At 50.8% G+C, this 8,799-nt stretch carries 8 protein-coding genes; 3 read left to right on the forward strand and 5 right to left on the reverse strand.

Annotation, left to right across the window (positions count from 1 at the left end):
- Positions 1-534 precede the first annotated feature (534 nt).
- Complete coding sequence (locus ASF70_RS09245; protein ID WP_062579182.1) at positions 535-2,421, reverse strand: hypothetical protein; 1,887 nt, start codon at positions 2,419-2,421, stop codon at positions 535-537.
- A gap of 557 nt (positions 2,422-2,978) precedes the next feature.
- On the opposite strand from ASF70_RS09245, the gene ASF70_RS09250 reads away from it, so the two are divergent.
- The gene (locus ASF70_RS09250) at positions 2,979-3,287 is read left to right on the forward strand and encodes a hypothetical protein (protein ID WP_062579184.1); all 309 of its coding nucleotides are present in this window, start codon (positions 2,979-2,981) and stop codon (positions 3,285-3,287) included.
- A gap of 16 nt (positions 3,288-3,303) precedes the next feature.
- Here the strand turns inward: ASF70_RS09250 and ASF70_RS09255 are convergent, their stop codons facing one another.
- The 4 genes from ASF70_RS09255 to ASF70_RS09280 form a co-directional block, all read right to left on the reverse strand.
- Positions 3,304-3,615 carry a hypothetical protein gene (locus ASF70_RS09255; RefSeq protein ID WP_062579186.1) on the reverse strand — a complete coding sequence of 104 codons (312 nt, stop codon included), beginning with the start codon at positions 3,613-3,615 and terminating at the stop codon, positions 3,304-3,306.
- A 968-nt stretch (positions 3,616-4,583) separates the two neighbouring features.
- Positions 4,584-4,928, reverse strand: a complete 345-nt coding sequence (locus ASF70_RS09270; RefSeq protein WP_062579190.1) for a hypothetical protein — start codon at positions 4,926-4,928, stop codon at positions 4,584-4,586.
- A 106-nt stretch (positions 4,929-5,034) separates the two neighbouring features.
- On the reverse strand, positions 5,035-5,349 hold the full coding sequence (locus tag ASF70_RS23580; protein ID WP_082471840.1) for a hypothetical protein: 315 nt from the start codon (positions 5,347-5,349) through the stop codon (positions 5,035-5,037).
- Between the two features lie 427 nt (positions 5,350-5,776).
- The gene (locus tag ASF70_RS09280; protein ID WP_062579195.1) at positions 5,777-6,196 is read right to left on the reverse strand and encodes a hypothetical protein; all 420 of its coding nucleotides are present in this window, start codon (positions 6,194-6,196) and stop codon (positions 5,777-5,779) included.
- Between the two features lie 590 nt (positions 6,197-6,786).
- Here ASF70_RS09280 and ASF70_RS09290 point away from each other — a divergent pair.
- Positions 6,787-7,401 carry a hypothetical protein gene (locus ASF70_RS09290; RefSeq protein WP_062579198.1) on the forward strand — a complete coding sequence of 205 codons (615 nt, stop codon included), beginning with the start codon at positions 6,787-6,789 and terminating at the stop codon, positions 7,399-7,401.
- Between the two features lie 736 nt (positions 7,402-8,137).
- The gene (locus ASF70_RS09300; protein WP_062579201.1) at positions 8,138-8,560 is read left to right on the forward strand and encodes a hypothetical protein; all 423 of its coding nucleotides are present in this window, start codon (positions 8,138-8,140) and stop codon (positions 8,558-8,560) included.
- Positions 8,561-8,799 lie beyond the last annotated feature (239 nt).

The raw sequence follows: 8,799 nt of genomic DNA on the forward strand, positions 1-8,799 counted from the left end.
AAGGTTTCCCGAGACCGATTGCTGACCTGTGAATTGCTCGTTGAGCGCTGCTGCCGCGTTCACGACCCAGAAATCGTTAGGACGAACGGTTACATTCTCGCCAGTGGTGATCTTTGCCATAATAGTCTCTCCTCCGTTAATTTTAGAAAGGTCTCACGTAAGAGATTTCTAATTAATTAACGGCCCCTACGGGGTGAGAGAGGAGTTAATGAACCCATACTCCTTGTCCACGGTCTTCGGTGCTGTGTATGAAACTAGGACACTGGCAGTGCGAACCAGCTAGCGGCTTGCGAGGTGCTTCATCAAAGCCTTGAGGTGCGAAGAGGGATGCAAAAACCGCCTCTCTCCCAAGATGTGAGGCAGCGACATGCGGTGCAACGCCTTTAAGTAAAGGCCGCTGAGAACGATGTCACGTCCCACTGAAAGGAGACCCTAACAGCCTCAGCTAGCAAGAGTATCAAATACGAACACTTGAAAGCGATGACCTTTTGGAGCTGAATCGCGCCAGGCTGCGACAAAAGCTCGCTTCCGTCGCTACGCTTTCATTGCCAGTTGACGCGCAACTGGATGAATTCCGACTCCAGTGCGCAACTCCGGACTCTCAGGTCGATGCCAGCGATATGGCAGTCCATACTCCGCCACGTTTTCAACTGTGATGTCTGTTTCCCACCGAATGAAGTTCCACGCTTTAAACAGAACGTTCTGGTCGATGAGCCAATTTCCGGTGTTCGACCCAAAGGCTTCAAGTGCGTTTAAGGCGACATCGGAAATTATCTTCGCGGCTTGCACACCATGCTCTGTTCTCGATATGTAAATATAGTTTGCTGGAATAGTTGCCCATGGATCTAGGCGTGGATAATCATAAGACAGCATACCCGAGCGTTGATGATCAAATTTCCGGATACTGTCATTGCATCGGAACATGACCCCTGGACGTCCAGCCTTAGCTACAGAGATCTGGGGCGACGTTGTTACTTGGACATCGATATCAATCACTACGATGTCGCGATCGAGCAGCTCGGCCAAGCGGTCAAGTTGCGCAAAACGGCACGTTGCAAAATAGAAGGGGGAGTTAATCGATAGTTTTTCGTAGGACAAGCTGACATTGCTGTGCGCCTTCGAAAACTCTAAAACTTCGTCTACATCACTCTCGTCACAAATGATGTGCAGGTGAACCGGGTTCTCACCTGAAAGCTCAGCCAAACTTTCAGCAAAACGAGGGCCATATATACGAAAGAACCGAATATCAGCGCATGCGACGGTCACAGGTTCATCAACGGCCGTATTGCGGGACACGAGGGAAATAATCTCGCTCAAAACCAACGGCGCCTGCTTGCGATCTGAATCGAGCATGTAAGTGGATGCGCCTGAAGGCTTCCCTTCTGCAGAGGATAGAGAGCGCAACGCATCAATATGGCTTTCATACTGGGACAAACTGCCCGTTGTAAAATCCACCCTGGCTCGGATTAGCTCTGTGACATAAGTTTGTGGCCGATCTCGTATCAAGCCAAGAGCTCTTGATGTTGCTTCGCTACGAAACTCATCATTCGTCCAGAATCCCGCGAGCTTGGCGCACTGGTTCAAAAATGAGGATGTCAGATTGTCTCTACGTGTGCCAGTCGCCTCTGAAGCAAGCGAAAATATAACTTCCGCTCCTGCAGCTTTCAACATCTCGTCATCTTCAAAGACAGCGTTCAATAGCCCTCGAGCTCGGCACAAATTAAGACGGTCCGGCGCTGTCAGAATTTCTACCAGTTCAACATTCTTTTTATTTGATCTAAGATAGTTCGAGAGGCGGAGACCTAAGGCTTTCTTTGCTTCCGAGTGGCCATTAGAGAGCACAAAGTGCACCTGCTCTACTGCAACGATCGCTTCTAAAACTGCTTCTTGAATGCGACCTTTCTCTCTAAAAGATATGTCGCGTGGTATAATCTTCCAAAGGTTTACAGCTTCACGAAACCCACCGTTCAAATGCAAATGGATCGTAGCTTTCTCAATCTGCAGGGCGCGAAGTTCAGAAATGGTGGAGGGCGAAGCATTCAGAGACTTTGCGATGGATACGGATTCATCTGGAAGAAGCGAAAATAACAGGTCGATGTAATCGCCGTTGTCTATGTGATGGGTCGCCAAAGCACGGATGAGCGCGACGGCTTCCGCGCGATCACCCCCGCTAAACCCGGCCTTTCGTGCAGACTTCAACGCAAACGAAGTACGATCCGGATATCGATGAGCAACTTTTAGTAGCGCAAGAAAACCATCGTCGCTACGCCCTTGTACTAGGAGAAGATAGGCCCGAACCTCGTTGAGGTCTGCCTGACTCGCACCGGTTCTCAAAAAAACATCGATGTCAGCTCGTAGTGTCTGCAAGGTCTCCCTGGATTTAACATCGATATTTCTCAGACTGTTTAAAATGTCGCTCACTCTCGTCTCCACGCTGCTCCCAGAACTGTCAAACTCTAGCAAGCTAAATGTCAACACAGCTATTCGGTTCGACTTTTCTTTATAGCGGTAATTTGAGTACTCGCTCAGAAATCGTCCATATTCGGCCGTTTTGGCAATGCGATGCTGGCACCTCGGAACAGAAAAATGCGAAGCGTGGTTCCATGCCTGTTGAAGGGCGCAAATCTTGCAGAAGCCGCTTAGATCAGCGACAAAATCGGAACTGCTCTGAGCCGACCAACGACGCTCTACGTCGATTGGTGTTGCATCACCTGATGTAAGCAGCGGCGGCTTTGGCTTCTCAAACTATCAAGGGCGCGCCGATGGTGGTGCCTAGAACACTAATCCTACACGCCAAGCCAAGCTCTTCGTGAATGGCCGAAATTACTGCGATGTTACGGCAATTAAACCCGCTGCTAATCCTGCAGTCTCGCGGGAACTCATACGCCATTTGTGCGTTGCACAAGCCAGATGCCAAAGTTACGCTGCCCTGCACAAGTTTTTAGACTTTATGGGCGGAGAGTTCAGGAGTACCGATTATGTACCGAGACGATCTGGATTTCGAAGAACGTTGGCTTCTGCTCACCAAGTACGTTCCGTCTGCCTTGATGTTCGTATGCCTCTGGGCCATCGGTGCACCTATCGTTGTATCATTTGTCACAGCCCTGCTTTTTGCGCTGCTCGGGTGGCTTGCGTTATACAAACATCTGCGCGGAACAATCGCTGCACTGACGGTGGCAATCACAATGGCGTGGTTGGCTACACCCGCCGACACGAAGCAGTCGATCAAGGATCTAGTTGGTGAAGCGAAATATTCTGTGGGATTTAATCCGATCTCCCCGTCATGACGCATATAGCTCGTCTTTAAATGACACCACGAAGACGTGTCGCTGATGATGCCTCGTAGTCTTTCAAGCGTCCCGTCGAGTAGATGGCTGCGATCTTATCGATGATGATCATGGGAAGGTTCCTTTTCTCGTGAGGGTTTGGCTTCAGTTTGGTTTTCACCACGATTTGTCTCTGATCGCCGATTTCGACCCTCGTCAATTCGGGGGGGTAACGTACACGCTGAGCATTTTGAACTTGGCGTTCAACGGCGCTTCGGCCATCAGCGCGACTGGCAGTGCACTGGTCAACGGCCTGTTCCGTGACTGCCAGTACTTCCAGCACTACCATTCAGCTCGCCTCGCTTGTTTGAGTGGACATAGAGCGCCGTTGGTCCTGCCCTGCCAGCTATGACCTGACTTTCGAAGATGCGCGTATGAAGGCTGCTGAGAAGATGGAGCAGCGTGCTGAAAAGTTAGGAGTCACACGTCCGCTAAGCGGCTTCCCCCCTGACAAAGCTGGCAACTTGGCATCAAATGCAGGTATGCCGCAGGAGCTACAGTAACCGGTCGATATGCCGGTCAAAACTGCAATCGGTTCGAATCAATTTTTTGAATCATAAAATTACAATGCTTGACGGTAGTAAAATTTACCAAATGATAACGATACGCTTTACTTATCCACAAATATTTGTGATTTTATTAACAGAAAATAAATTTCATATTTAGGATATGCGAATGTACATCGTCTCGCGCATGTTGAAGCCCATAGTCGTTGCAGTGATAATGTTTATATCGCTCCATTACCTAGGACTGTCTGTTGTACAAGCTTTGCTCGTATGTTTAGTTCCGCTGGCACTAGGCTGGCTAAACATAATGACTGAAGTTGGATACTTGTTGACCGCTGTATGCATGATGGCTGCAATCGGTTGGGCTGTCGTGCCAACGGACGTAAAATCAGTAATTATACAGAATATTCAGGCTGTTATTGATGAGTCCACCAGTCGCGATACTGTCGCGATGACAACAGACACCTGACATTTATTCGCTCCCCCTTGCCGCCCTGTTTTCATCGCTGCTGCTATAGAAGGGCTTCAACTGCTCTCGACGCTATCGAGTTCGAGATGACGGTCTATGCCGCGCAACAGGTGCTCGGTGGGGACGTGATCATCAATGCAGAAGTCATAAAAAAGCTGCGCCGGAGCTACCTGACATCCCATCATCGCTCAATCCTCCGCAAATCAATACGGAGATTGAATCACGGCGAGAATCCTGCAGCAACAAAGAGTTTCCACATGGTGGACAAGCGAGATCATTTATTCACGCACTTAAAAGCTTGCGTGCATTTGCCGTTGCTTGATCGAGGCGGATGCGGCTCTTCCCTTGACCCAGTTCATGTCGATAAATAGCGAGCGAAAAGATGGAGAATTCGGAAACAGCAGTCATCCTTGTCGTTCGCGGAACCTCGAATTCAACAACCAAACTGTCGTCCACCAGCACCGTATAAAGGTCCTCACCTTGTTCCGGTATATGCCTCAAAATCTGAAAAACAACACCGCGCACGCCGTGTTCAGACATGAGAGCGACCAACTCGGCATCGCTTATCTCTCGGTCTGGCTGCAAAACGTAGGTGCTATACCTGTCGTTGAGGCGCTGCGGTAACATATTATTCCCTCAGAGTAGCGAAGAAATAGCAGAATTAAGTCCGCGACGACAACGACGAGTTTTTCAACACTATCGGCGCAAAGCTGCCCAAGTCAGCTCTTGGCCCTTAGCGGACACAACGACCTTCTTCACGGTGACTGCGGTAGCGTCGATAATACTCGCGATCCGTCCAATCCCGATCAAATGCAGCCAAAAGATCTAGGTGCCTGATATCCAGTGGAAAGAGTGAACGGCGAGTTTCGATCAACGGATTGAACTCTGGCCAACGTAATTCGTGGATTGCGAGTTCGATCAACTCCAAGGGCGTAGCTCCAGCTTCTGTACCCCAGCCATCGACCGTTGACATAGTCGTTTGCGCGCGGACAAGAAATTCCGCTCTAAGCCCGTCTTCCTCCCGCAACAGATCGATGGCTGAAAACATCGCACTTTCCGCCCGATCACATCCGAAACCAGCATGGAAGATGCTCCACGCATTCGCGATGTAGATGTCTAAGAGCTTCACAGCGTTCTCTACTCGCATCTTCTTACGACACCATAATGTGAAATAGAGGGAAGCATATACGTCTGCTATCGAAGTCTGTGGGCGACTTTCAAGTCCACTCTTCAGCCGATCGCTTGATTGCATCCCATAGGTTTCGCTGCTTAAATGACATGCGGCTCCACCCATCGTTGATGTGGTCCCAAAGTGTCTCTTCTGGGAAACGCATGCTTGTTCTCCGTAGCGACGCGGCTTCGTTATCGACCCTGGTATCGCACCACCCATGAAACCATGGGGGTTGAATGAAGGCAACGACCGCCTCTGGCGCAAAGCTGCCGAGGTCGGCTTTTGCCCCAAAGCGGTCGTGTTTTCAATGAATTGTTTTGGTACTCATCGACCAGCCGGAAGCGATGAATTCGAGCGTTTCAGCGCGAAAGTAAAATAGGAAATGTCGGGCATTTACAGTGTCGGCTGCGATGATCTCCCAGTCGATGTTGCCACCTAGAATGTCTTCTCCCACCACCTCGTAGAATTCGCCCCACTTGGGAGCTTGCTTAGCGTAACGACCCTCCCCAGCAAACCACGCATGGTCATTGGTCGCATCCCAGTTCCAGCGACTGCAATTGCTGAAGCGAACCGTTGCCTCCTCCCTAAAGTCGGCCTTCCGCTGCCACGGATTTAGCAAGAAGCTCAAGTTTGCTGCGTTGCCTTCGAAGACTACTGCGACCAACGGTGCATTAGGCTCTGCGCTCCAGTCGTCATTGAGTTGGACGAACTCCAGTTCTTGCATCCGTATATCCTGCCTCGATGGAGAGCTGTTTTTTGGGGTATCAGATCATCGGTCAACAATATTGATCGCTCTGATCACTTCTGGCGCTTAGCGGGAGCACGTTTCAACACGATTTGAAGGTCATTGACAATCATAGGATGGCACTAACGGCCTGGAGTTCTGCAAGAGCCACCGGTCGGAATTTCATGATCAGCTTGGGGCCGTCATAGAGATCAATTTCTTCGGCCCCATCCTCCAGCTGAACGACTCGAAGAAAGTGTAGTTCGGCTTTTTGAGGCATTGTCGTGATTAAGCCCTCTGGATCAGCCAGCACCACCTCGCAGATCGCGAACCCGGCGGCCCCCGAGGCCGAAGGCCTCGAATTGTTATGGTAGTCCCAAGGGGTCCCATCAACTCGAAATACAGTGCCCACAACTTTCATGGCGACTAGATGCATGGTGGCAACCCAGAATACTAACTATTTAACGAATGGCTGCAATCGGCCCTAAGCGGTTATAGCGCACACTTGGTTCTGTTGACAAATCCGAACATGACGCCATTCTGACCGACGACCTCACGCAGCGCCGCAAAGACTATTTATCAAGATCGCTATGTTGCCCATCAAGTCTGCCACATTCGACGTTCAGGATATCTGCCTTCGAGCAAAAGGTTTGGAGCCGGGCGTGGTCACCCCGGAGGAAGTCGAATTTGCTCGAAGCATTCTTCGCAGCCGTACCGGAGACATTCCGGGAGCCGTCATCGTGGTCGGCCTATGTGGCGAAACAGTGGATGCGCCGCTTCTGGAAGCATTTCTGCATGGCGACGACAACAACGTGTATGTAGAATATTCTTTGAAGGCGTTGTGTCGTTACCTTCGGTTGACTGATCGATATCGCCCCCTATTACGTGAATGGATGCAGATGAAGGATGACGAAGGCTATCGCCGGATGGCGGCGATAAATTTGGCGAAAGAATATTTCTCGGGGTTCGAAGACCGCGAATTGGGACGCTATCTCATCGATGTGCTTTGCGACCTGGAAGATAGCTGCCGCAGTTCCGTCCGTCACGTCTTCGTGGACATCCTCAAGATGCAGAACCAGCTCACAGACCCATTCGGCCTCAGGTTCGAAGAATGGGACGAGGAAACAACTCTCATCGTAAACGCTGCGGCGCAGAAGTTCGGATATCACGATTGGAAAATATCGCATGGTTACGCCGCGCATTAGATCGTCTGAAGCCGCAGCCAAACACGGATCGCGGAATCTGAACGAAGCCTAGATATCTGTCCTTGGTCTTGTGGTGATTGAAGTCATAATGAGGCATCTCATTCCCATTGGCGATTCGAAGGCTTTGCCTCAGTAGCCTGAGGATCCGATCGCTTCAATGACCGCATTTGGCGCTTTTGAGCCATGACGGCCGTCGGCTAATTTTGGCCGTCAAACTCTGACCTCTTCCTGCGAGGCACCGCCTGATCTATGGATATGCATGATGCGAGGATCGGTGGGAGACCAGATGTCGATATTCAAGAGGCCCTTGATGTTGCTCGGCGGCGCTATAGTCGGGTTGGGTCTGTCTTACAGCGCGGCCATGGCGTTAGGTCTCTGCGTATTTGTAGTGACGATAACTGATTCACCTGGCGGAGAACTTCAGTTCGTTGGAACCACGCGCTCCTTTCCGGCGGGGAGCAGCATTATCTTGGTCCCGATGGTCATCACGCAAGATTCTGATTTCGCTCTGCAGTGTGACAGGGCAACAAGGCGGGACGGCTACATCACTGGAGGCTTGCAGATACTAGTTTATGTAAAAATTCGGCAGTGCGAGATAGCAACCTACAAAACCTTCGGATGAGCGCTTCTATGCGGGGACCGCTGTTGGCGCAAAGCTGCCGAGTTAGATTTCAGCCCATTGCAGTCGAATACAATTTCCCTAGAATGTCAGAGCCAAATAACGCAGGCCCAACTCATGGATTTTCGCCGCGACAGTATGACCGCATCCTATGGCGACCCGAATTCCGGTTTCAGCGTAGTTTTCGAGGACGATGGTAGGGTTGCCTACGCGTATCTTCTTACCCCCGATGCCTATATAGTCGCAGATGTGTGGCTTTATAATCGCGTAGGAATGTCTGTTGAACCCGAGTGGCATGACCGTAATCTGATGCCATTCGCAAATCCCTCGGAGTTCATTCGCCACGACCTATCTTTCGATTTCCCGGAGGCTCCCTCGGATATATCTGTGACTTGGAATGCGTCTGAGCCACTTGTTCCAACCGCTCACGTCCATATCAATGGTGAACTCTTCGGACGGCTGCGTCCTGGTTCGAAGCCAGGATGGAGCCTGATGGCGGCGAAGGACGGACCGCTTGCGCTGATATTGGATCAAGCTTGAATACGTTCCACTTCCGCAATAACGCAAAGCAATCAATGTCTTCTTTCGGCCCGAAGCGGACTTACAGCAGATGGTCGATGCCGACACTGCTCAAGCGTTCGTAGGCTTGCGCTGCTTCAAGCCTTACCTCTGAATTTTCCTCGACCGCACGCCCGTACCAGTATTTCGCCGCGTGAAGGTCGCCTAGCTGCTCGTAACAAATGCCCAGCCGCTCTCCGAGATAGCCCGCATCGAGTGAG

This window comes from Rhizobium sp. Leaf321 (genome assembly GCF_001423215.1).
In the GTDB taxonomy this organism is placed as follows: Bacteria; Pseudomonadota; Alphaproteobacteria; order Rhizobiales; family Rhizobiaceae; genus Neorhizobium; species Neorhizobium soli.